The 24293-nt window shown below is 39.6% G+C and carries 18 protein-coding genes and 2 riboswitches; of the genes, 8 read left to right on the plus strand and 10 right to left on the minus strand.

Annotation, left to right across the window (positions count from 1 at the left end; all coding sequences use genetic code 11):
• Nucleotides 1–135: 135 nt before the first annotated feature.
• The 4 genes from FCR06_RS20010 to ntrB form a co-directional block, all read right to left on the minus strand.
• A complete protein-coding gene (locus FCR06_RS20010) occupies nucleotides 136–756 on the minus strand; it encodes a universal stress protein (protein WP_138502948.1) in 621 nt (206 codons plus the stop codon).
• Nucleotides 757–961: 205 nt separating this feature from the next.
• A riboswitch (cyclic di-AMP (ydaO/yuaA leader) is annotated at nucleotides 962–1157 on the minus strand.
• A 16-nt stretch (nucleotides 1158–1173) separates the two neighbouring features.
• Nucleotides 1174–2010: an ABC transporter ATP-binding protein gene (locus FCR06_RS20015; RefSeq protein ID WP_138502950.1), complete on the minus strand. Its 837-nt coding sequence runs from the start codon at nucleotides 2008–2010 to the stop codon at nucleotides 1174–1176.
• Between the two features lie 47 nt (nucleotides 2011–2057).
• Nucleotides 2058–3500, minus strand: a complete 1443-nt coding sequence (locus FCR06_RS20020; RefSeq protein ID WP_138502808.1) for an ABC transporter substrate-binding protein — start codon at nucleotides 3498–3500, stop codon at nucleotides 2058–2060.
• A gap of 205 nt (nucleotides 3501–3705) precedes the next feature.
• A complete protein-coding gene (ntrB, locus tag FCR06_RS20025; protein ID WP_189523501.1) occupies nucleotides 3706–4560 on the minus strand; it encodes a nitrate ABC transporter permease in 855 nt (284 codons plus the stop codon).
• Between the two features lie 95 nt (nucleotides 4561–4655).
• A riboswitch (cyclic di-AMP (ydaO/yuaA leader) is annotated at nucleotides 4656–4868 on the minus strand.
• Between the two features lie 463 nt (nucleotides 4869–5331).
• On the opposite strand from ntrB, the gene FCR06_RS20030 reads away from it, so the two are divergent.
• From FCR06_RS20030 to FCR06_RS20040, 3 genes are all read left to right on the plus strand, one after another.
• Nucleotides 5332–6522 (plus strand): sensor histidine kinase, encoded by a 1191-nt coding sequence (locus FCR06_RS20030; protein WP_138502810.1) that lies wholly within the window; start codon nucleotides 5332–5334, stop codon nucleotides 6520–6522.
• A gap of 330 nt (nucleotides 6523–6852) precedes the next feature.
• Nucleotides 6853–7851, plus strand: a complete 999-nt coding sequence (locus tag FCR06_RS20035) for a helix-turn-helix transcriptional regulator (RefSeq protein WP_138502812.1) — start codon at nucleotides 6853–6855, stop codon at nucleotides 7849–7851.
• A gap of 129 nt (nucleotides 7852–7980) precedes the next feature.
• Complete coding sequence (locus FCR06_RS20040; protein ID WP_138502814.1) at nucleotides 7981–10662, plus strand: TonB-dependent siderophore receptor; 2682 nt, start codon at nucleotides 7981–7983, stop codon at nucleotides 10660–10662.
• Nucleotides 10663–10816: 154 nt separating this feature from the next.
• On the opposite strand, the gene rnc is transcribed toward FCR06_RS20040, so the two are convergent.
• Nucleotides 10817–11500 carry a ribonuclease III gene (gene rnc, locus FCR06_RS20045; protein ID WP_138502816.1) on the minus strand — a complete coding sequence of 228 codons (684 nt, stop codon included), beginning with the start codon at nucleotides 11498–11500 and terminating at the stop codon, nucleotides 10817–10819.
• Nucleotides 11501–11854: 354 nt separating this feature from the next.
• Here rnc and hemC point away from each other — a divergent pair, with 354 nt between their 5' ends.
• Entirely contained in the window at nucleotides 11855–12826 is a 972-nt protein-coding gene (hemC, locus tag FCR06_RS20050; protein ID WP_138502818.1) for a hydroxymethylbilane synthase, read from the plus strand.
• 123 nt (nucleotides 12827–12949) lie between these two features.
• Nucleotides 12950–14398 carry a glycogen synthase GlgA gene (gene glgA, locus FCR06_RS20055; RefSeq protein WP_138502820.1) on the plus strand — a complete coding sequence of 483 codons (1449 nt, stop codon included), beginning with the start codon at nucleotides 12950–12952 and terminating at the stop codon, nucleotides 14396–14398.
• A 184-nt stretch (nucleotides 14399–14582) separates the two neighbouring features.
• On the opposite strand, the gene FCR06_RS20060 is transcribed toward glgA, so the two are convergent.
• The 3 genes from FCR06_RS20060 to FCR06_RS20070 form a co-directional block, all read right to left on the minus strand.
• Nucleotides 14583–15548 (minus strand): GDP-mannose 4,6-dehydratase, encoded by a 966-nt coding sequence (locus FCR06_RS20060; protein ID WP_138502822.1) that lies wholly within the window; start codon nucleotides 15546–15548, stop codon nucleotides 14583–14585.
• A 168-nt stretch (nucleotides 15549–15716) separates the two neighbouring features.
• Nucleotides 15717–16952 (minus strand): glycosyltransferase family 4 protein, encoded by a 1236-nt coding sequence (locus FCR06_RS20065; protein ID WP_138502824.1) that lies wholly within the window; start codon nucleotides 16950–16952, stop codon nucleotides 15717–15719.
• A 232-nt stretch (nucleotides 16953–17184) separates the two neighbouring features.
• Nucleotides 17185–18159 (minus strand): FkbM family methyltransferase, encoded by a 975-nt coding sequence (locus tag FCR06_RS20070; RefSeq protein ID WP_138502826.1) that lies wholly within the window; start codon nucleotides 18157–18159, stop codon nucleotides 17185–17187.
• 301 nt (nucleotides 18160–18460) lie between these two features.
• Between FCR06_RS20070 and FCR06_RS20075 the strand changes: the two genes are divergently transcribed.
• The gene (locus tag FCR06_RS20075; protein ID WP_138502828.1) at nucleotides 18461–19330 is read left to right on the plus strand and encodes a M23 family metallopeptidase; all 870 of its coding nucleotides are present in this window, start codon (nucleotides 18461–18463) and stop codon (nucleotides 19328–19330) included.
• Between the two features lie 188 nt (nucleotides 19331–19518).
• On the opposite strand, the gene FCR06_RS20080 is transcribed toward FCR06_RS20075, so the two are convergent.
• Both FCR06_RS20080 and FCR06_RS20085 read right to left on the minus strand, forming a co-directional pair.
• Nucleotides 19519–20277, minus strand: a complete 759-nt coding sequence (locus FCR06_RS20080; RefSeq protein ID WP_138502830.1) for a circadian clock KaiB family protein — start codon at nucleotides 20275–20277, stop codon at nucleotides 19519–19521.
• A gap of 208 nt (nucleotides 20278–20485) precedes the next feature.
• The gene (locus FCR06_RS20085) at nucleotides 20486–21772 is read right to left on the minus strand and encodes a type IV pilus twitching motility protein PilT (RefSeq protein ID WP_138502832.1); all 1287 of its coding nucleotides are present in this window, start codon (nucleotides 21770–21772) and stop codon (nucleotides 20486–20488) included.
• Nucleotides 21773–22499: 727 nt separating this feature from the next.
• Between FCR06_RS20085 and FCR06_RS20090 the strand changes: the two genes are divergently transcribed.
• Together FCR06_RS20090 and wecB are read left to right on the plus strand one after the other, a co-directional pair.
• Entirely contained in the window at nucleotides 22500–22874 is a 375-nt protein-coding gene (locus FCR06_RS20090) for a hypothetical protein (protein WP_138502834.1), read from the plus strand.
• 242 nt (nucleotides 22875–23116) lie between these two features.
• Nucleotides 23117–24229, plus strand: a complete 1113-nt coding sequence (gene wecB / locus FCR06_RS20095) for a non-hydrolyzing UDP-N-acetylglucosamine 2-epimerase (protein WP_138502836.1) — start codon at nucleotides 23117–23119, stop codon at nucleotides 24227–24229.
• The last annotated feature ends 64 nt before the right edge of the window (nucleotides 24230–24293 follow it).

The raw sequence follows: 24293 nt of genomic DNA on the forward strand, positions 1-24293 counted from the left end.
GGATAGCTTGCCAATTTTCTACACCCTAACTCCAGAAATCTATATGATTGGATAGTGGCGAAAAAAGCCACCTAAGTGTAGGTGACTTGTCTATGACAACAAAATGATAAAAATTATTTAAATTCTCAACAGCGGTTATTCATCAATACAGCTAGGAATACCCAAAACGGGGCAAGGAAAATCAGAACCTAGTGCCTCAATTATGGGATGATTGACAGAATTACAACCAACAAATAGTATGTCGGCAGCTTCTATTTCCACAACTTTTTTAAGTTCTGTGGAAATGCAACCAAACCGCAAATGAGATTTAAACGAACCTTGCCATTCTTCCGCCAGACTTCGTGCTTGCCAAAGAATTCTATCTGCTTCTTGCAAGGGAGTGATAGCTGTCTGCAATTTGGGTTGAGTTAATACGAGTGTGGCAGATTTTGATATTTCACTAATCTGACATTCTAATGAAGGCTGTTGTATAGGAAAATTCAAGATGTTTGGATAGTGGCTACTTTGATTGTCTTCTAATACATAAACAGCTTGAACTGTAACTTCTGTATTCGTGGCTAAACGCGTTTGATGGGCAATCCAAAAGGCAACGTCCAATGCTGTATGACTGTTAGGAGAAGCATCATAGGCAACAATTAAGTTAACTGAATTTGTTGCTGGAGATTCTTTAGAAAACAGTTTTTTAGGTTCTGGTAGTAATACCATTTGTTCAATTAAATCATCTCGACCTACGGCACTTTGCAGACGTGCTAACATTGGCTTAATTTTCACAGCTTTACTTCTCCAAATGAAATGAATTAGTAATGAGAAGCAGGGCGACTAATTTGGAATCTTGTCATTTGTCCTTTGTCCTTTGTCCTTTGCAAATCACCAAGGACTAATGACTAAAGAACTAATGACTAAAATTTAAAATCAGTAGAGGAAACCCCAATAACAACTGTATTACAGCCAAAGTTTTGGGGGTTCCTTCCATTGCCTACGGAGTTAGCTGACGGGCTAAGACTGGAAGGTGTCTCTCTCTTCAAAGTACTGAGTACTGAGTGCTGAGTTAATGTTAATAATTATTAACTCTTTGCTTTCTATGAGATTAGCCCCACAAGATGGTTCCTCCGCTTCAAATCCAGCTTTCATAAATTTGAATTAGGCTACCCACTAAAAAAATCATAATCTAGTTTACTCGTGTTGCGTAAAATATTGATCGAGAAAATTCAAGGCGTGATTGCGGAGTTCAAAATATTCTTTTGAGTTTCGCATGGCGGCGCGATCGCGTGGATGCTCAAAAGGAACTTCTAAAATCTCGCCGATAGTAGCAGCAGGGCTGTTGGTCATTAATACGATGCGATCAGACATATAAATTGCTTCGTCTACATCGTGGGTAACCATCATCACTGCTTGGCGATGATTTTCCCAAATATCTAATACTTGCCGCTGCAATTTTCCACGAGTGAGGGCATCTAACGCTCCAAAAGGTTCATCCATAAGTAACATTTTAGGACGAATTGCTAATGCTCTAGCAATACCTACCCGTTGTTTCATACCTCCAGAAAGTTCATCAGGATACTTATCAGCCGCCGCCGTTAAGTTTACCATTGACAAGTGTTGATTTACAATGCTAATTTTTTCAGAACGATTAGCATTTTTTAACACTTCATCCACAGCTAAACGGATATTTTCTCGCACTGTTAACCAAGGTAACAATGCATAATTTTGAAACACCATCATCCGCTCTGCTCCAGGCTTGCGAATTTCTTTTCCATCTAAGCGTACTGAGCCAGAAGTTGCTTTTTCTAAACCAGCGATAATCTTCAAAAGGGTTGATTTTCCACAACCAGAGTGACCAATTATAGAAATATATTCATCTTCACCAATCGTCAGATTAACTTTATCTAACACCACAAAATTATCTTTATCAGGTGTCGGATAATACTTGACTAAATTTTCAACTTCTAAAAATCCAGAACGGGGCATAACTTCGTTTTGAGTATCAATAGGTAATGAGGTATATTCCATCATCAAATGCTCCGGCAATAATTCAGTCAGTCAATATTTGAAGGTATTTAAGACATGAAAAAACGAGTGGGAGCATTAGCCCTAATAGCAAAACTATTCAGATAGCCCACTGGATCGCTGGGATCAAAGCCTTTCTTATCTATAAATACTTCTGGTGGTTCTACTTTGTAATCATCCTTAGGACATTTAATGCCCATTTCATTTGCTATCTCTCGATATAAATCCGTTCTCCAACCTTTTTCGGCTAGTTTGTTGGCATCTTTAGGAAATGCTTTAATTTGTCCCCACCGTGCTGCTTGAGTCATCAACCAAAGACTTCTAGATCTCCATAAAAATGTCGAGTGTTCTCCTGGTTGTTTGGGAAGGTTGTCTGGAATATCAAAGAAAATTGTGGTGTCAGCAGCTTGAATGGTGCGGTCTTTGCCATCAAACCCACCATAGTTATAGTTACCGAGAATGCCCGGACTGGTAAATTTCGCAATTGGGGCATCTTTGTTTTTGGGTTTTGCACCTGTAAATGAACGGTCTGTCAGCAGTTCAGCAACTTCTTGGCGATTTTGGGCTTTACTGCAATATTGGCAAGCTTCAATCATTGCTTTGACGAGGGAACGATAAGTTTTAGGATATTTCTCGATGAAAGATTCCATTACTCCCAAAAGTCGGTCTGGGTGTCCCAGCCAAACTTCTTTGCCTTGGGCGAAGGTAAAGCCGATGTTTTCGTTACCTGTAATTGCTCTTGTGTTCCAAGGTTCTGCAACCATGTAAGCTTGCATAGCGCCAATTCGCACGTTTGTCACCATCTGGGGCGGCGGAACGATGATGATGCGAAACTCATTGAGCGGATCGACGCCAGCAGCGGCAGATAGGTAACGGACAAAGTATTCGTAAATGGCGGAACTCAGCACCACTGCCCAAACTTTGCCTTCTGGTGGCTGTCGGTCGAAGTAGCCTCGAAAATCTTTGCCAAAGGCTTCTAATGCACCATCGCCATATTTTTCTTGGTACTCGTACCACGGACGCAGCCCAGAATCCCACATGGCTTTGTTCATAGTCATGGCGTTACCGTGACGGTGAATGGTCATGGCTGCACACAAGGGGGCGTGGCGTGCGCCTTCGGCACCAATTCTGGCGTTGGTAACAGCGCCGGATACTACAGGTGAAGCATCCAAGCGACCAAAAATTACGCCGTCACGGGAGGTAGCCCAACTGGCTTCCCGGTTGAGGGTGACGTTCAAACCATATTTGCGGAAGAAGCCTTTTTTCCAGGCGATCGCAAATGGTGCACAATCATTTACAGGAACGTATCCAACGGTAAGATTGGGTTTTTCTAAATCGCTGGATTTAACTACTGGTTGCACAGCTAAGGCTTCTTGTGTTAGTCCTTTGGCGGATCTATCTCCTGAAATTGCACAGGAGGATAAAGCTATTCCGGCTGTGGTTGCCCCTATTCCTTTAATAAAGTTTCGTCGGGTATAGTTACAATCGCCCATTTTTGTGGTTCTATTGATGGCTAAATTTGGGATTTGGGATTTGAGATTTTAGATTGACTTCATGGATGAATGTTTTTTTCAATCATTTTTGAATTATTCAATCCAAAGTTCCAAATTTTAAAGCTAAAATTTGATGATTAATTGCTTACACACGAGGGCAGAAAGGCGCAGACTAAATCAGAGTTTTGGTATTTTGAAGAGAATTTTAATTAGCTAGATTTGTGGGGCGACGAGTTACTAATTCTTGGATTTTGCCGAGGGCGTAATCAAGAATTAATCCGGTTAAGCCAATTACAAATACGGCTAGGAAGACTGAACTAAGGTTTAAGCGACTCCATTCATCCCAGACGAAAAAGCCGATGCCAATACCGCCTGTGAGCATTTCTACGGCAACAATTACTAGCCAAGCGATGCCTAAACTAATTCGCAAACCTGTAAAAATATAGGGTAAACTTGCAGGCCAAATTATTTTTATAATCTGCCGCCAACGTGGCATTTCTAACACTTGTGCCACATTCAAATAATCTTTGGGAACGCTAGAAACTCCTAAGGCGGTATTAATAATTGTCGGCCATAAGGAAGTAATAAAGATAACAAAAATAGCTGAAGGGTCGGCTAAATTGAAAATAGCTAGGGCAATGGGCAACCAAGCTAGAGGAGATACAGGTTTAAAAATTTGAATGATCGGATTAAGCGCTAGCATTGCCTGTCTGGACATACCAATGAGAAACCCTAGAGGTATGGCTACTACTGCACCAAGCAAAAAGCCGAGTATTACTCTTCGCAGACTTGCTATTAATAACCAACCAATTCCTAAGTTGCCGGGGCCTCGCTCATAGAAGGGATTTAAGATGTAGTCTAGATTAGCTGATAGTGCTTCTGGTGGGGTGGGCATTAATTCGTGGTTGGCAAGTGCAACAATCCACCACAGCAAAATTATTCCTAAAAAACCCAATACAGGTAAAAAGAAAACATCTTTAGAGATGACAGGTTTTGCTTTTTTCCAAGCAGCTTGTCCAGCGATCGCCGCGATCGCTGCTATATTTAGTTGAAAAATCATTCACGACCTCAACAGATTTAAGTGCAGGTACAAAAAACCGAGCAGTACCAGCCTTGGACACTGATGAGATCGGAACGTTAAAAAATACCGTCTCTTCAGTCTCCTCTCAATGCCTACGAAGTTAGCTGACGGGCTAGGGCTGAGAGATGCCCTTCTGAAGAATGTTCTGAGTTATCAGTCAGGAGTTAATAAACTTTATTTAACTCATCACTCTTAACTGCTAACTTTCTCCAAGATACGCCCCACAATTTGGTTCCTCCGCTCCAGCTTTATGCACTTTAATGCGCTGGATTAAGCTGACTTACTCTAATAAATACGAAATTACGCACAATATAAGTTCGATATAAAGACTATAACATTGATGCTCTGTAAAAGTCATCTATTTTAGAATTAGTATTTTTTCATACTTTTCTCTCAGCAATTTACATGGTTTTTGCGTAATTAATAAATTTGATATGTTTTGTCAATCTAGTTATTTGATGAGTAAACTCATTGCACACTCAAGGAAACAAAAATAGTTGAGTCAAGCATCAAGATTGTTTTTTGCTAGATAATCTTTATGAAGATAACATATATTATACTTTAAAATTTTTATATACGGGGAGTGAATCGAGCAATACCTACGGCTGGCTACGCCAACACCACAATAGATAAAATTTATTACTTTTGGTAGGTTAATCTTATAAAAAATTGTGGTAGTTACTGGCTCCACTCGCTAAACTAATTGCATATAGAAATTTACTCATCTGTCTGGTAGCTGAATTTAAGATAATGGATTTTAGTCAATTCCTGGCTGAAAAAACTGATATCATCCTAGATAAATGGGTGACAGCAGTTCGTAAAGATCAGCAGATTAAAAGTGCTGATGATTTATCCTATATAGCAATTAAAAATCATATTCCTAATGTTTTGAAAGCAATGGTAACTGTGCTTTCAAAATCTGAAGATAATGATATTCAGTCGGTAGTTATTGCCAGTTTTGAGCATGGAACAATTCGAGCCGAACAAGGTTTTGAACCAACAGAAATTGCTAGAGAATATCATCTTTTAAGAACAGTAATATTTGACACTATTCAGCGAGATTTACTAAAAGTAACACCGTCAGAGATAATTCGTTCTATGCGTTTGATTGACGCTATTGTAGATGAAGCGAGCGCTCGGTGTTTCAAAAGTTATGTTCAAGAACGCTTGCGAGAATTGAGGCAGTTACAGATGTCATTAACGCTGCACAATCACGAACTCACGCGCTTAATTAGTACCAATCAAGAGTATATTTCCCAACTAGCCCACGAATTAAAACATCCGTTAACTTCAATTATTGGTTACTCGGATTTATTTTTACGCCAACAACGGAAAAAGTCCCGGATAAAAGACAACTATACCAATTTAGAACATATTGAGCGGGTGCTACGAAATGGTAGACAATTACTTCAGTTAATCAATGATGTATTGGAACTTTCGCGGTATGACGCAGGACAGATAAAACTCCAACTAGCACCTACTAATGTGTCTGAACTAATTAATAATGTCTGTCAAATGTTGGAACCTTTAGCTATTGAGAAAAATTTACAACTTCTAGTAGATTACCAACACGCTCCTGAAGAATTGTTTACAGATTCTTTTCAATTGCAACAGATTGTCACAAATCTTATTAGTAATGCGATTCGCTATACAGAGTCGGGAACTATTATTGTAATGTGTCAAGTATTGGAGAAACAAAGATGGGCGATCGCAGTTTCTGATACTGGAGTTGGTATTGCACTAGAAAATCAAGCCAAGGTATTTGAACCTTATTTTCGTGTTAGTGCTAGCGATCGTCCTTACCTTCCTAATAGTACGGGATTAGGATTAGCAATAGTTTCGCGCTTGGTGAAACTACTGCAAGGTGAAATTAACTTAGTTTCTGAAGTGGGAGTTGGTTCCACTTTCACTGTAGTTTTGCCATTAGAAGTGAAAATGTGAGAAATGTCATTTGTCATTAGTCGTTTGCGTTTGCAATTGTTGATAATTTTTCTTATTAATCATCATGACCATTACCCTGACGGAGAAAGAGAGCCAGGAACTATGGGCAGAAGCTGAAATGAACATCCAGCAAAACCCAGAGTCATTAGTCATCGGGTAAATCTACAAGTTATAGAAGAAGGCAGGAGGCAGTTCGCGTAGCGTATCGAAGACAAGGCAGCAGACAGGAGGTAGAACTATTACTATTCCTATCATTCATGTTTACTATATTTCATAACTTATCTGACTACGGTTATAAATGCGTAACAACTTATCTACCAGTCATCAACTATGACCATTACCCTAACGGCGGAACAGGAAACAGACCTTTGGGCACAAGCTAGACAAAATAGCCTGCAAAATCCATCAGAACCATTTGAATTCTATTGTCAAGTACCTCAACAACTGGGCAAAGGATATGTGCAAGATATTGAAGTGTATCCCCAAGTGTGGCTGGGAATTGGGAACCACGAATACTACGATGACATACTGACTAAAACCGATAATGAATCGGTTCACCCTTTGCAATTTGCGGTTCTTCTTTCAGGAATAATTAGACAGGAAAATGGTGGGCAATTAGGAGAAGGATACACACTCATTTCAGGTGGCGGCATTCAACGAAAGATGATTTGTTTGGATTCGCAATCACCACAAGTAGGTATTGGCTTGTGTATGCCTCCTGAGTTGTTGGCAACCTTTTTCTCAACAGGAGACGGAGAAATTCCACCACAACTACGTTTTTTGGCAAAAGCTAACGAGTGGCAGACATTGGTCTACCCAAAAACCACAACAGCAATCCAGACAGTGGCACAGCAAATCTTTGACTGTCCCTACCACGGGATGACGAAGCGTCTGTATTTACAGGGTAAGGTGCTAGAGTTCGTGGCGTTGCAACTTGACCCCTTTATAGCTGAACAAGCTCAAGTGCAACCATCGCCACGATTAAAGAATACAACGATCGCTTGCATTTATCACGCTAGGGAAATTTTGCTCTCTCGTTTGGAAAACCCGCCATCGATATTAGAATTAGCGCGACTCGTAGGGGTGAGCGAGCGCACTTTGCATTATGGGTTTCGAGAACTATTTGGTACAACAGTGTTTGGTTATCTCACACAGCTACGGATGAAACAAGCAGAGCAACTTTTACGCTCTGGTCAGCTGAGTATTGCTGAAGTTGCCAATTTGATTGGTTATTCCCAGCCAGCAAGCTTTGCTGCTGTTTTCAAAAGAAAATTTGGGATTACACCTAGTGAATGTTTGTCTGGGAAAAAGAATATTTTCGCAGTCTAATGCAGTTTTACGATTTCTAATTGCAGTTTTGCAATAGACACGACTGCAAGTGCCACTCTACACTAAGCTTCATTGCAATTAATAAATATCTGCAATAAATTTTTTAATTAAAATTGTGTGGGGAGTGGAATGAAAAGTTGGCAGTTGAATATCTATTTGCTCGCATTAACTTTGGTAGGGACGATCACTACTCTATTAACTCAAAGAGTTGCAGCACAGGTTAAAATTGAGAATAATACTCAACAAGCTTCTGTTTTGAAGCAGGGTAGTGGTCATCGAAAAATCCGACAACTGAGCGAGTTAAAAATCCCTCTCACCAGCGCAGAATATTTATTGGTGCAGTCGCCCACGCTGACTAACCCTCCTTATGTCGCAGCTTCACCAGAGGAGAAACAGAGGGATGTTGTACCAATTACAGGGGTGAAAGCTAATTCCACTTCCCAAGGTGTGGAGGTAATTTTAGAAACCCCGCTTGGGACTCAATTGCAAGTGACAAATCGCAGTGCTGGCAGCAATTTTATTGCAGATGTATCTGGTGGACAATTGCGCTTACCTAATGGGGATGCTTTTACATTTCGTTCAGATAAGCCACTTGCGGGAATTACAGAAATAACAGTTATAAATATAGATGCAAATACTGTGCGAGTCACAGTTGTGGGTGAAAAGGCTTTACCAAAAGTTGAGTTATTTGATGATAATGCAGGTCTAGTTTTTGGTATAACTTCTGCTGCAATTGCGACTTCTCCACCACAGCAGCCCCAACAACAGCAGCCAGCGAGTCAAACACCATCGGCACAAGCAGATGAGCCGATTGAATTAGTCGTGACGGGTGAGCAAGATGGATATCGTGTACCAGTTGCTAGTGTGGGCACACGAACCGACACACCCCTACGCGATATTCCCCAATCGATTCAGGTGATACCTCAGCAGGTGCTACGAGATCAAAACGTCAATAACGTGGTTGAAGCCCTCAGAAATGTAACGGGTGCAGGATTTGCAAATACTGGCAGATCACTGTTCGAGTCATCTGTTCTCCTCCGAGGTTTTAATTCTGGCGACAATGTTTTGAGGAATGGGTTGAGCGAAAGTTCGGGGGGGGTACTTGGCTTTGATGCAGCAGGGATCGAACGGATTGAAGTGCTTAAGGGACCTGCCTCTGTTCTCTATGGTCAAGCTGCGCCAGGAGGATCGGTGAACTATGTCACCAAGCAGCCCTTGAGTCAACCCTACTACGCGGTGGAAGCGTCAGCAGGTAGTTTTAACTTTTATCGCGGTGCAATTGACCTTTCGGGACCGCTCAATATCAGCAAAACCGTACTGTACCGACTCAACCTGGCAGCTCAAACAACAGAAAGTTTCTTTGATTTCTTCGAGGGACAACAATATTTTGTGGCACCCACTCTTAGTTGGCAGATTAGCGATCGTACCAAACTAACTCTAGCCTTTGAATATCTTGCTAAACCCCAATCTTCTGACCAATCCTATGGTCTCCCAGCGATAGGAACTGTGTTGCCAAATCCCAATGGAAAAATACCCCGTAACCGCTATGTGGGTGAGCCAGATGACACAGAAAGTTTGTATACGACACGAGTCGGCTATGATCTTGAACATCGGTTTAGCGACAATTGGCAGATCCGAAATGCCTTTCGATTCCTACAAATTCAAGCACCCAGGAGATTTACGTACGGCACTGCCTTAGCTAGCGATAATCGAACTCTGAGCCGAGAATTTGGAGGTGGGGCTAGGAGTGGTAAGAGTAGATCTTTTAACTCTGACACCTATGTTGTGGGTCAGTTTTCTACGGGTCGCATTCGTCATCAATTGATCACAGGCATTAATTTCACTAGACAGGAATTCCCCTTTATTGGATTTAATCGCGAAGCATCTCCTATTGATTTATTCAATCCTATCTATGGTCAGCCGCTTGGTGATGTGACTTTCGAATATGATATTGTTGACAAAACAGACGCACTGGGTATTTATATACAAGACCAGATCACCCTGGCTGAAAATTTGAAACTGCTGCTGGGCGGACGCTTCGATCTGTTTCGACAAACGGAAGAGGATCGGCTCGCGGATACAGAAACCAAGCAGTCTGGCAATGCCTTTAGCCCTCGTGTGGGCATTGTCTATCAGCCGATTCAGCCCATCTCACTCTATGCCAGCTACAGTCGCTCTTTTACCCCAACGCTTGGCATTGGCTTTCGTGGCGATGCTTTTCAACCGGAACGCGGTACCCAATATGAAGTTGGAGTCAAGGCAGACTTGAATAGCCGACTAGCGGCGACGCTTGCTCTTTATGATCTGACTCGTTCCAATGTTTTAACAGACGATCCAGACAATCCTGGCTTTTCTATCCAAACAGGTGAACAGAAAAGCCGAGGTATTGAACTCACCTTTCAAGGCGAAATTCTGCCAGGATGGAACATTATTACTGGCTATGCCTACACCGATGCAAAAGTCACTGAGGACAACACGCTTCCTGTGGGTCTTCGTTTTCGTGCTGTTCCTGAAAATACCTTTAACCTGTGGACAAGCTATGAATTTCAACGGGGTAGTTTGCAAGGGTTCGGGGCTGGCGTGGGATTATTCTTTGTCGGAGAACGACAAGGGGATACATTGAATACTTTTCAACTACCCAGCTATCTGCGGACGGATGCGGCAATTTTTTACAAGCGCAACAGGTTTCGCGCTGCCCTTAATTTTCGGAATCTATTTGATGTCGATTACTTTGAAACTTCTTTCAATAGGTATCGAGTTTTTTATGGTGACCCGTTGACGGTGCAAGGGACGATTTCATTTGAGTTTTGACATCTCCCTAGCCTAACCCGTGCAAAGGGAAGAAACACCAATTAGCTACCTGAGTGACTGGAGTTTAGTTTAGTCTAAACTTCAGTTGCTCAAGCCAACCAAGAAATATTTGTATTTTTTTATCTTGTGAGTTCTGAATTCTGACAAATCATCTCTACACTAACCCTTGTTCTTTCAATTTAATTAACGCATCTTCAGCAGCAGCTTTCTCAGCATCTTTTTTATTACGTCCCTTACCTTCGCCGTAAATTTTTTCACCTACAAGCACTTTGGCTACGAACTCTGGTGCATGAGACAAACCACCTGTTTGGAGTGTGAAATATTTAGGAGGAGTTTGGGTAACATTGCGTTGCACCCATTCTTGAAAGCGATTTTTTGAGTCTACATTAGAGCGAGAAACAACAATTTGTTCCGGTACAGAATCAAACAGTGGTTCTATAATTCCACGAACTGCTTCTATATCTGAATTATTATCTAGATAATACGCACCAAGAACAGCTTCAAATGTGCTGCTAAGTAAATTAGGATTTTGGTAACCTCCGTCTAGAATTGCGCCTCTTCCTAACCGCATTCTCAAGTCTAAATTTACCTCAATAGCAAACTTTGCCAGTTGTTTTTCATCTACCAATGCAGAACGCCGCCGCGTTAATTCATCTTCTCCCTTTTCTGGATGACGGCGATAGAGATATTCACCACTTAAAAAATTCAGCAAAGCATCGCCAAGAAATTCTAGGCGTTCGTTATGTTCGCCTTCCCCTGGGTTTTCATGAACATAAGAACGGTGAGTCAGCGCACGGCGTAAAAGTTTTTCATTATGGAATATTAGAAGTTTGTGCATTTTTACATTATGGTCATTTATAAATATTCATAAAAGCGATCACTTGATATAACCCTACTTAATATGCTCGCTCCCCAACTTTTGGTAATAAATCCGAAAGCTGTAACTTTCTACGATCGCACATAGGTTAGTGTGTCTCTCTACTATAGCGATCGCCCAATCTCATTAGCAAAATTATATGTAATATTTACTACACTTTAGCTGCTAATATCACCTCAGCCCAACTTAGGGTAGTTTACAAAGTAAAGAATTGTAATCCAAATAGCCAAATCTAAAATCCAAAATTAGTACGAGTCACTGACTACGGTAGTCTAGATGAGAGTGAAATTATCCCCTGGTTTGATATATTGTTTTATGACTCCAGTTGTTTCTAGTCCCCCACGCACGATTCGTATCGGTTCACGCAAAAGCCAACTTGCTCTAGTTCAAACCTACTGGGTACAAGAGCAACTTAAGAAAAGCTTTCCTGATATCACTTTTGAAGTTCACACCATGTCTACCCAAGGCGACAAAATCTTGGATGTAGCATTAGCCAAGATTGGCGATAAAGGACTTTTTACTAAAGAACTAGAGTTAGGAATGCTCAACAGGGAGATTGACTTTGCAGTTCATTCCCTCAAGGATTTGCCGACTCAGTTACCAGAAGGGTTAACACTGGCAGCAATTACCGAACGGGAAAACCCAGCCGATGCATTAGTAGTGCATGAAAAGCACAAAGATAAACAAATCGAGACTTTACCAGAAGGTGCAGTCATCGGCACATCTTCTCTGCGGCGGTTAGCACAGTTACGCCATCGATTCCCCCACTTTAGTTTTAAAGATGTCCGAGGAAACTTGATTACACGCTTGGCAAAACTTGATGCAGGTGAATATGACGCCTTGATTTTAGCAGCAGCTGGGTTAGAGCGATTGGAAATGAGCGATCGCATTCATCAAATCCTACCTGCAGAAATCTCTCTCCACGCCGTTGGACAAGGCGCATTGGGGATAGAATGCCGTGCAGATGATAGCGAATTAATATCGCTACTCAAAGCGATCGAACATCCCCAAACACGCGATCGCTGTTTGGCCGAACGAGCTTTTTTGCGTGATTTAGAGGGCGGCTGTCAAGTACCTATTGGTGTAAATACAGAAATCTCTAGCGAGCAATTGACTCTAACAGGTATAGTTGCCAGTGTAGATGGTCAAAAGCTGGTAAAAGATACTGTCGTTGGAGAAGCCAACAATGCCGAAGCATTAGGCACGCAACTAGCACATCTGTTGCGGGAAAAAGGAGCGCAAGAAATTTTAGCAGAAATTTTTACGGTGATTGGGCGGGGTTCCTGAGCAATTGCATAAGCGGATGTGATTAGATAAGTAATCAGTGAGCAGTAATCAGTAGCCAGAGCCAAGAACTGAGAACTGATAACTCATAACTGTATAGCCACAACCGGGGAAACAAAATTTACCATGCGGATACTATTTGTTGCAGCAGAGGCAGCACCGATTGCGAAAGTAGGCGGAATGGGCGACGTTGTTGGCGCATTGCCCAAATTCTTGAGAGCAATGGGGCATGATGTGCGGATATTTATGCCTTACTACGGCTTCTTGCCAGACAAAATGGAGATTCCCCAAGAACCTATTTGGTGGGGAGATGCCATGTTCCAGCACTTTGCAGTCTACGAAGCCGTTTTGCCTGGTACTGATGTTCCCTTATACTTATTTGGACATCCTGCCTTCATGCCCCGCCGCATTTACTCAGGAGAAGATGAAGACTGGCGGTTCACCTTGTTTGCCAATGGTGCAGCAGAGTTTGCCTGGAATTATTGGAAGCCAGATATTATGCACTGCCACGATTGGCATACGGGAATGATTCCTGTGTGGATGCACCAAGATCCTGATATCACCACTGTCTTTACTATTCATAACTTAGCTTATCAAGGACCGTGGCGTTGGTATTTAGAAAAAATTACTTGGTGTCCTTGGTATATGCAAGGACACAATACAATGGCAGCAGCGGTGCAATTTGCCAATAAGGTAAATACAGTTTCGCCCACTTATGCTGAGCAAATTAAGACACCTACTTATGGTGAAACATTAGAAGGTTTGTTGTCTTTTATTAGCGGTAAATTATCTGGGATTATCAATGGGATTGATGTTGAAGTTTATAATCCAGAAAATGACAAATACATTGCCCAAACATTTACTGCTGATACTCTAGATAAACGAAAGGCTGATAAAATTGCTTTGCAAGAAGAAGTTGGATTAGAAGTAAACTCTAAAGCTTTTTTAATTGGGATTGTTACACGATTAGTAGAACAAAAAGGCATTGATTTAATATTGCAAATTCTTGATCGCTTTCTTTCTTACACAGATGCACAGTTTATACTGTTAGGAACAGGCGATCGCTACTATGAAACTCAGATGTGGCAATTAGCATCACGTTTTCCCGGACGCATGGCAACTTATTTACTCTATAATGATGCCTTGTCCCGTCGCATCTATGCAGGCACCGATGCCTTCTTAATGCCTAGCCGTTTTGAACCTTGCGGTATCAGCCAAATGATGGCTTTGCGTTATGGTTCCGTTCCCATTGTCCGCCGCACAGGTGGATTAGTTGACACTGTATCACATCACGACCCTGAAAATGCAGCAGGCACCGGTTACTGCTTTGACCGCTACGAACCGCTAGACCTTTTCACCTGTATGATTCGGGCCTGGGAAGGCTTCCGTTTCAAACCCCAATGGCAAGAACTACAAAAACGGGGTATGAGTCAAGACTTTAGTTGGTATCAATCTGCTAAGCAATACGTGAAATTATACAGGTCAATTTACGGCTTGCCAGAGGAAGAGGAGACACCACAACCAGAGTTAGTCTTAAACGAGGCAGTAGCCACTAGCAATTCCTCAACCCCCTAAGTAAGTAACTACTTTTTGTGACTCGTGATGGCATTCTTCAGATTAGCTTGATGTCTGAAAATACTAATCACGAGTTTATTCGATTAGGCCGCTTTGAAAATAGCGAGTAGGGAGTGGGAAATCGGGAATAACTTTCAAGGGCAAGTTTCTTGTCAATTTACTTACAGAGAATAGGAATTATAAATTAATAATTATTAGTCAATTTTTTCAACTCATAATCAACCATTAACTCGATTAATTGTTTAAAGGAGTATTGAGGTTGCCAAGTTATCTGAGTTTTAATTTTATCAATGCAACCAATCAATTGTATGGGTTCATCAGGTCGATAAAAAGCAGGATCGACAAAAACATAATTTTGCCAATTTAATCCAACGCAATTAAACGCATACTCAACAAGTTCTCTAACAGAGTGAGTTTCTCCGCTGGCAATAATGTAATCGTCTGACTGCTCTTGCTGTAACATCAACCACATAGCGTAAACAACATCCTTGGCATAGCACCAGTCACGACGAGCCTCTAGATTACCTAATTTCAGTGTGTTTACTAAACCGAGTTTAATTTGGGCTGCTGCTTGTGTAACTTTGCGAAATACAAATTCCGTACCACGTCGAGGGGATTCGTGAGTGTAAGTAATACCACAGCAAGCATAGAGGTTGTACTTTTGGCGATAATTGACAGTCATCCAATGAGCGTAAGCTTTGGCAACACCGTAAGGGTTACGAGGACGGAAGGCAGTCCGTTCAGTTTGGGGTGACTCGTCGGGTTGACCAAAGACTTCACTACTAGAAGCTTGGTAGAATCTAGCATTCGGTTTACAGCGACGAATGGATTCTAAAAGGCGCGAGACACCAACAGCTGTGTACTCAGCTGTCAGGGTTGGTTGTGTCCAAGAAATCGGAACGTAACTTTGGGAAGCTAAGTTATAAACTTCATCGGGTTGGCACTCATTCATTACATCCATCAGGGATGATTGGTCAAGAAGGTCGCCGGATACAATTTGAATGTTGTCTGAAAAATGAGTAATACGTTCTAGGTTGCTTGTGCTAGAACGGCGGACTAAACCATATACTTGATAGCCTTGTGATAAAAGAAATTCAGCAAGATAAGAGCCGTCTTGTCCGGTTAAGCCAGTAATCAGAGCTTTTTTCATAAGGGGTTTTAACTCATATTTAACCTTTGATTAAAGAGCCAATAGCGAAATAACCTGTAGATAGTCTGAAGATTTAGGTAGAAATTACAGCAGATTTCAACAAACGTGAAGTACACAAGTTTCACTTCAAAGCCAGGTAGAAACCCTATTTTACTTGTGCATTCTTCTTCAAGACTTCTGAATTCTGCTATTAGTAGATAAAACCTCCTGATAAACTTTAATTAACTCACCAGCAGAATCAATTTGGTGAAGTTTTTGAATTTGATTTTTACTATTTACTATGTTATCCATGCGGAAATCTAAGTTCTCTATCATCTGTAAAATTAAGTTTGCCATTTGATTAATATTAAATGGCTCGAAAGTAAAACGTAAATCTCCAATAGTTTCTGGAAGAGAAGTTACAGAAGAACATATAACTGGAACTTCCAAAGACATAGCCTCTAGAAGTGGAAGGCATCCTGCTTCATATAATGATGGAATCACAACTAGCGAGCAGTTTTTATATAGCCAATATAGTTCAGTTTCAGGCACAATATCCAAAAAATGGATTTGCTCGGCAACTCCAGATGTTTTTAAATATTCTTCTATTACAGGAAAAAAACTTGAATTTTTCTTTCCAGTACATACAATATGTATGACTATACCAAACTTATCTTTAATATATTCCACTGCTTTGATTAAAGATAAATGATTTTTATGCTGCCAAGTTTGGGCAGGATAAAGCAAAAAAATATCTAAATTACTATATTTAGTTTCATAAGTAAATTGTTCTTCCGATGTAGGTGGCTGCAAATACATCTTCTGATAAGGTAACGGTGAAACGTGAACTTTATTCTTATCTAATCGAAAATATTTAATCAAATCTTCTTTCACATGATTAAATGAAACAACAACTTTACTGGATATTTCTAATGATTTCCAATAATGCTCTGCTCTCCAAATTCGTTCTTGAGGAGTAAAAAATTCCGGATAGTGTAGTTCTTGAACATCATGCATAGTTATGACTAATGGATATCGTAAATCATAGGATGGTGAAATCTGGTAAGGTACATGAAGTAAGTCAATATCTAGGGATGCAAACCAAATAAAAGAGGGATTAAAATATTTAACTACTTGAGTAGGAAGATTAAATATAAGTAATATTTGAGATAAAAGGTTAGTATATCGACTAACTAATGTATCCAAAAAATGAAATTTTAGTGGAATTATATATGGTTTAGCTTTAGCTTGATATTTAGTAATTAAATTCAGACATTGTTTCTCTAATTCAGCAGAACATAAAACTAAAATTTCAATTTTTTGGGATTTACTTTCGCTTAATAAAATTTCTAGTATTCGCCAAGAATATGGAGCAACACCACCATTCTCTAAACTTAAATCAGCTAAAAAATAACCTATTTTCATTTAATTTATCCAGAAAAATATAATTGTTGATAATTGAGGTTTCAAGATACTTAAGTAAGTTATATTTTTTTGAATTTTCAGGTATAGTATAGAGTGAACTCCAAATATTATTAATAAATTTGTTTTGAATATAGCAATAGGTAAAGTAATTCTTCGTTTACTTCCCAAACAAATCCTAACTTTATTAAACCAAAACAGGGAATTAGTTTTGCAATAATAAATAGCTTTTAATTCAAAATTCAGCACCAGCAGCTTTAAAAACTGTGTGCTGTAATGTATTATTAGGAATTTTATCTATAAAGTAAGCAACTTCTAATTCAAAAAACTGTTTAATATCTTCATCTTTCATTAAAAGAATGTCAAAATAATAAAATTTGCTTGTTAATTGATAAAATAATAAATTTTGAAAGCTACGTAGGTCACTTAATGGATATTTTCCCATCAAATATCCAAAATTATCATAAACTAAAAAATAGTTGTATCCAATTTTTTCAAAAAAGTTGAATGTCTCTAAACAATTTTCTACATAATTTTGATTTGAAAATGCATCACATTCAAATAAAATAGTAGGAAAATTATCTTTAATAGCCTCCTTTCCTCCAGAAATTACCTCAAAATCATGACCGTCAGTATCAATTTTGAGAATATTAAAATATTTAAATTCAGAATTGTCTGTTACTATATCATCTAAAGACCTTGTTTCCATCTTAATAGAACCTTCAGTATTAATAACTGAAGCTGTACCATTTTTTTCGATTACTGTATACGCTCTGATACTGCTTTTATAAGAACAAATAAAGCTTAAGATTTTCACGTTCTTAATCTGTTGCCAGTTAGAAAGTAGATATTTTTTAAAGTTGGGATTAGGTTCGATCGCTAAGAAACTATCTTCAGTGTAAATATCATTATAGAAGGCAGCTATAGAGTCACCAATATTCGCGCCAACATCAATACACTTTAAATACCCATATTTATCATGTATATAATTACTAATTCTTGCAGGTAGGCGATCGTAAAATTGATATTCTTTGAGATATATTGGTAATGCATGTGATAGAGGCACATGGAGAGACCTACCATGTATTGTTAGCACACACGCTGGATCGTGAAAAAGCTTAATTATTATTTCCCTGAGCAATAACCAAAAATAATAAGAAAGCCCAGAGGAACGAAGACAATTTTTATATATAAGGCTAGAAATACCCATATTTTTATCTCTTTGTTATGATAGTTAGCTAGTTAGTATACAGATTTCGCTTGGAAGCTTCAACTTATATGCAACATGAAAATTTAAAAGACTAGATGAGTTACATTTACAACAACAAAGAAAAATCTCTCTTGCAATACTCAATGCCCTATTTGCCAGACACTTAATCATCATAAAATTGGATAAATAAGTAGAAAATATGTTTATTGAAATACTAAATACTCAATATTGTTAAACGTTTTGTTTAAACTTGGACACTGTGATAAAACAATGAGATTTTTATTCATATTAAGCGTAACTTATGAAAAAAAATAATTATCGATACCGGAATTATGGGTTAATTGGGTTAATATCTTTAACTGCCGTATTAAGTACAACTACATCTGCTCTAACACAATTAGTGGGCAATTCTCCAACTCAGCAAAATTTCACCTTTGCTTCTAACTTCATTTGGCCGACTAAAGGCTTTATTTCTCAAGGCTTTCGTAAATATCAACACGAAGGAATTGATATCGCTGGAGCATCTGGAACTCCTATCGTTGCTGCTGCATCTGGTACAGTTATCAAAGCAGGTTGGGATAATTGGGGATTAGGCAATGCCATAACCATTAAGCATCCTGATGGCAGCATCAGTGTTTATGGTCACAATCGCCGTTTATTGGTGAGCAAAGGTCAACAGGTCATTCAAGGTGAAATTATTGCCGAGATGGGATCTACGGGTAATAGTACAGCACCTCATCTTCACTTTGAAATTCATCCAGATGGGCGAATAGCAGCCGATCCCCTTCGTCTATTGGCATCCTCGACTGCAAATTTTACCTCTACTTCTAAACAGCAACTTGGTAACTCTAACCGTCCGGTTTCGACATCCTCACTAGCAAAGCCAATTGCAATACGTATTGCATCTTTAAATACTAATAGTGAATGCAATGGAGTTACGATCCTTAAACGTGAGACTGCAAAAATTCGTATCAAAGTCTGTAAAGAAAATGGTCAGTTATTTTATATTAGTCAGCTCAAGCAAGACCAAAGCCAGCCGATAAAAATACCAGCTTTGAATCTTGGCAAAGGGAGATATCAAGCAGATAATGGTAGTTTTTTGTATTTAATCACTCCTGAAAGAGTAGAAGTATGGCAAAATGGCAGTCAGATTCGTTCTGAAAGTTTTTAAATTGAAAATTATAAGTTATCAATTACAACCTGATTGCAAAAGTTTAGTTTTTACCTATAACTCCTAAAAGTATTAACTTTGAGTAAGTTAAGTATTACTAACTCGTTTAAATCCCTAATAAAGATTTTGGTGAATTGCAATATCAGCCTATCCACTTCCATCTGGAAAATAAACATTATTAATAAAGCTTAAAAATTTTCCTTAATAGCTAACATCTGTAAAATTTTTTCAACACGATCGAACTCTCCAACAATTCGCCGAATTGGGTGAGGCCAAACCTTCACAAGGGTAGGAGTAGCAGAAACCTGATTAATTTCTGCTTGTTCTGGATGAGTTAAAACATCAATTACCTTCAAAGTATAAGGTTGTCCGAGCGATCGCTCTAACAATTCGTGTAGATTCTCAAGGATACGTTCGGTAGTTGCGCTATGTCCTGCAACAAACAAGCGGAGGACATAGCCTTGTGTTGTTAATTGCCCTTTTTGTGCAATTACTGGTTGCTGGTATTTTGGTACAGGTTCAGAAAGGTCTAAACGTACAATTAAATCGTGATCTTCCCAAAGTTGTGGGAATGAGGAATAATAAGTTGTTAACACCATGCGATCGCACAACCCTTCTTGCCAAGGAGCTGGTTGCCATACCAATTCCTCTGTACCAAAAATCGCATTCAGCAAAGCTTGATATCTAATTACAGCTGGATAAGCCTCAGCAAAAGTCCGCACTTGTTGAGTGCGCGGATCTAACCAGTGGTCAATAGTCGCAGTATAGCAAGGCACTAAAAAGTGCGGTGGTTCTGTTAAATCTAGAATTTCCTGCAAAGCAGAACACAAATGCAAATGCCATCGACCTTGCTTGCTAGGGTCGATGCAGTAAATTAAATCTCCTCCAGGTGTAAATAGTGCAATGCCTTTAAACAACTGGGGTGTGGGTAGTTTGTTTGTCGTCAAGTTATTCACAGAAGCTAAGGAACTAAAAAGTAAAAATTCTTTCTTTTACCTTTTACCTTAGCTATAACCACAACCAGGAAGACAAAGATATATGAGCATGGAGCAAACAAGGAGTGTGGGAAGATGGGGAGGATGGGGAAGAAATCTTTCCCTCACACCTCCCACACCTCCCACACTCTCTCATCTTCTTATTCCCCAGTCCCCAATATTAAACTCGACCTCGGAGAAATTGTGCCATTTCGTTAGGAGTTGGTGACATTTCTAAAGCAGTTTCCTCAGTAATGCGACCATCTTGATAGAGATTCAGCAACGATTGATTCATCGTGATCATGCCGTCAAAGCTAGCTTGTTTCATCAGTTCGGTAATTTCATCATACTTACCGTCTTTGATCCATTCTTTGATTGCCTCAGTGTTAATCAGGACATCGTGGAAAGCAGCCCGCTTTCCGTCAGTTGTGCGGCACAAACCTTGAGCAATCACTGCCACTAAAGACTCAGAAATTGCCACACGCATAGCATCCTGTTCTTCACCAGAGTAGAGGTTGAGTATCCGCTCAATGGTTTTGACAGCACTATTGGTGTGCAACGTTCCCATCACCAAGTGACCAGTCTGAGCGGCTTTTAGAGCAGTGTTGACTGTTTCTTTATCCCGCATTTCTCCCACTAGAATCAAGTCTGGGTCTTCCCGCAAAGCTGCTTTCAAAGCGTTGTCAAATTTCCGAGTGTGCATTCCCACTTCCCGCTGTTTGACCAAGGACTTACGGCTTTGATGGACAAATTCTATCGGATCTTCGATAGTGATGATATGCTTTGCCATCTCTTTATTGATGTAGTCAATCATCGCCGCCATTGTTGTGGACTTACCAGAACCAGTTGGCCCAGTCACTAAAATTAATCCTTTATGGTGATGACAAATATCCCGAAAAACTGGCGGTAATCTCAACTGTTCCATAGTTAAGATTTTCAATGGAATCAACCGCAACACCATTGCAGGTCCTTTTAGGGAGCCAAAGACGTTAATCCGCACACGAGCAAACTCGTATTGAGTTGCTCCGTCAAATTCTAAGTGTTCTTCAAAGCGCTGAATTTCTGCCTTAGTCATCACCTCCTCCAACCAACTCATCAGAGCTTCTTTATCGGTTTCTGGATAATCCGTTGGTTGAATTTCTCCTCGGTTGCGGAAACGGGGTACTTCACCTACACCCAAATGAATATCAGAATATCCTTGGTCGTAAGCTTCCCTGATAATCTGCGCTAAAGTTAGTCCGGGAGTGCTATTTTTAGAGCGAGCTGAACTAGGTATTGGCGGTGGTGTACCCGGACGATGAGCTGCAACAGGCGCAGAGTTAACAATAGGAGAGTTGGCACTCGACATATCCAATGTTTGTGTCATCTGACGCTGTGTACTCAATGTTGGAGGTGGTGGTGGCGGCATTGGTGGCAGGTTACGTCCAGCGGCAGAATTAATATTTAATGGAGAGTGGGATTCTGTCATATATCTTCACATTCCGTAGTTAAAAAATTAAATTAGCAACAAGTCAAGTCAATTTCTAAAAAGAGTTCTGAAAGACGCTACCATGCAAGCCCTAGCAGTAATGCAAGGCGATTGAAACTTTAGAACCACGTCAATCTATTTGCTCGACCCCTATATGTATCTTTTTTTGCTACTTTTTAAAAAATCAGAAGTTTTATAAAAACTACTTAGCTTGTATAACCTGGTTTAACATATACAATATATAAAATAGCCTCAGTAAATATCCTTTATAATAAAGTATTTATTAATACTTTTATACATAAAATAAATATTTAACTCTATTAGATGAGAAATTTATCGCAACTATCGAGTCTAATTGCTAGCAATTAACAACATAAATATGAATGGTTGATGAATTTAGCGAATCTCTGAATTATGAGAATAAGTACTAATTGTTATAAGAAATGTTAATTCAAATCGGAATGATATACGGGGATCAAGCTTTAAAGTATATCTCTTTTAGCTTATGTGCCTGAAGACAGATGCAGAAAGGAAGCTTTTTGAATACAAAGCAACTTGACTTTACATTCATAATTACAAAAAATTAACTGTAAACTTTAGTAAAAAAATGCTCATTTTCCTGATTAGGTTTTATATACTGAATTTCACTAAATGATTCAGTTTACTCGCGAAAAGCGGGAAAAAACTGGGAATTAAAACTTGCTGTGTATTTTTGGGAGGAAAAGTCATGGTTTCGGCTCGGAGCTCTAATCTAGGAAAGACCTACTCCTTGATGATGATTAAAAGCTTTTTAATATGGACTTTCACATTGGCAGTATGCTTGCTGGTTGTCGGTTTTCCACTAGTTGTTCTGATGGCTACGGTCGGATGTCTGTTGTCAGTGATTTTGCAATCTGTAATGCCAGTTAGTGCTGTTTTGCTGGTAGCAGGTGCTTTAGTCATGTTCAATGTCATGGCAGTTGTATTTGCTGCGGGTGTGCTTACTGTTAAAGGAGTTCATCCTAACGAAGTCAAATGGTTAAGCTGGCTGCATGGAGAGTCAGACCAAATGCAGACTACTGTTTACGCTTCTTGCCCTTTAACTTGTGAGATTAAAATCTAGTCATTACAATTTAATTCGACAAACAGTGCATCTGCCCGGTTCAGCCGGGTTTTTTCATGTTTTATATAATTTTCACTAAGATAAAAGTCTAATTATTGCATTTGCTCGGTTCAGCTAGTTTTTTTGATGTTTTGTATAATTCATCGTTTAATAATTTGTGATTTGTGTGATGATTCATAGTTAACTATTGACTATTAAGCCTAGAGCGTTGACCATAGCTTTTGATAAATTACAACCAACAAATGACTAATCAAAAGCGGGTTTGCATTATTTTGGGTACTCGTCCGGAAGCAATTAAACTAGCTCCAGTGATTCAAGTTTTCCAAAAGTGTTCAGATTTTGAGTCGCAAGTAATTTTAACTGGGCAGCATCGGGAAATGGTTGAGCAAGTCATGCAACTGTTTAATATCAAGGCAGATTATGACTTAGAAATTATGCAGGCTCAGCAATCTTTAAATGATATTACCTGTCGTAGTTTACAAGGGTTAGCAGCATTATTCCAGCAAAAAAAGCCAGATTTAGTTGTGGTGCAGGGAGATACTACCACAGCTTTTGCAGCAGCATTAGCAGCTTTTTATCAAAAAATTCCTGTTGGTCACGTAGAAGCAGGGTTAAGAACTGATGATATATTCAATCCTTACCCAGAAGAAGCTAATCGGCGGTTGATTTCTCAAATTACTCAGTTACACTTTGCACCAACTCCTTGGGCTGTAGAAAATTTGCAGCGTTCTGGTGTCTTGGGTGAAATTCACTTGACTGGTAACACGGTAATTGATGCATTATTGAATGTTGCTGCAACCCAAGTTAGCTGCAATGTACCAGGTTTGAATTGGGATTCATATCGCGTTTTGTTAGCAACAGTACATCGTCGGGAGAATTGGGGAGAACCACTGCAAGCGATCGCTGCTGGGTTTTTACAAATCTTAGACAAGTTTCCAGATACAGCTTTGCTGTTACCATTGCACCGCAATCCAACTGTGCGAGTACCATTACAACAACTTTTAGGAAATCATCAGAGAATTTTCTTAACAGAGCCTCTAGATTATGGAGAATTGGTGGGAGCAATTAAGCGATCGCATCTTTTGCTAACTGACTCTGGTGGATTGCAGGAAGAAGCCCCCAGTTTGGGAAAACCAGTACTAGTTTTGAGAGACACCACAGAAAGACCGGAGGCTGTAACAGCAGGTACAGCCAAACTTGTAGGAACTGAGAGTAAAAATATTTTTGCAACTGCTAGTGAGTTACTCAGCAACCAAACCGCTTATGAAGCAATGGCTAATGCAATTAATCCTTTTGGAGATGGTCACGCAGCAGAGCGCATTTTGCAGATTGTCAAAAATTACTTGGGTCTTTAATTACCAACATCGATTTAGGAATCTAAATTAAACAAAATCTCAAATTTCTATTTCTTAGGGTGCA

The organism is Nostoc sp. PA-18-2419 (assembly GCF_005869855.1).
Lineage (GTDB): Bacteria > Cyanobacteriota > Cyanobacteriia > Cyanobacteriales > Nostocaceae > Nostoc.